The following is a 238-nucleotide window of genomic DNA, read 5'->3' as shown; positions in this document are numbered from 1 at the left end:
CGCAAAACCTAAAATAGCAGATTATGCATTTACTACATTAAAACCAAGCTTAGGAATTGTAGAACACAGAGAATTTCAAAGTTTTGTTATGGCTGATATTCCAGGAATAATAGAAGGTGCGGCAGAAGGCAAAGGACTTGGTCATCGCTTTTTACGGCATATAGAACGTAATTCCACCTTGTTATTTATGATTCCTGCTGATTCTGATGACATCAACAAAGAATACAACATATTGCTA

General features: G+C 35.7%; 1 protein-coding gene. It reads left to right on the top strand.

From position 1 onward, the window contains the following. Window positions 1-238 (top strand): GTPase (locus H2O73_RS24270; protein WP_182110835.1); only part of this gene is annotated, 238 nt, incomplete at both ends.

Origin of the sequence: Vibrio marinisediminis (assembly GCF_014050145.1) — a bacterium.
Classification (GTDB): Bacteria; Pseudomonadota; Gammaproteobacteria; order Enterobacterales; family Vibrionaceae; genus Vibrio; species Vibrio marinisediminis.
The sequence above is the reverse complement of the archived record's forward strand: the minus strand, read 5'-3'. Positions and strand labels throughout refer to the sequence as shown.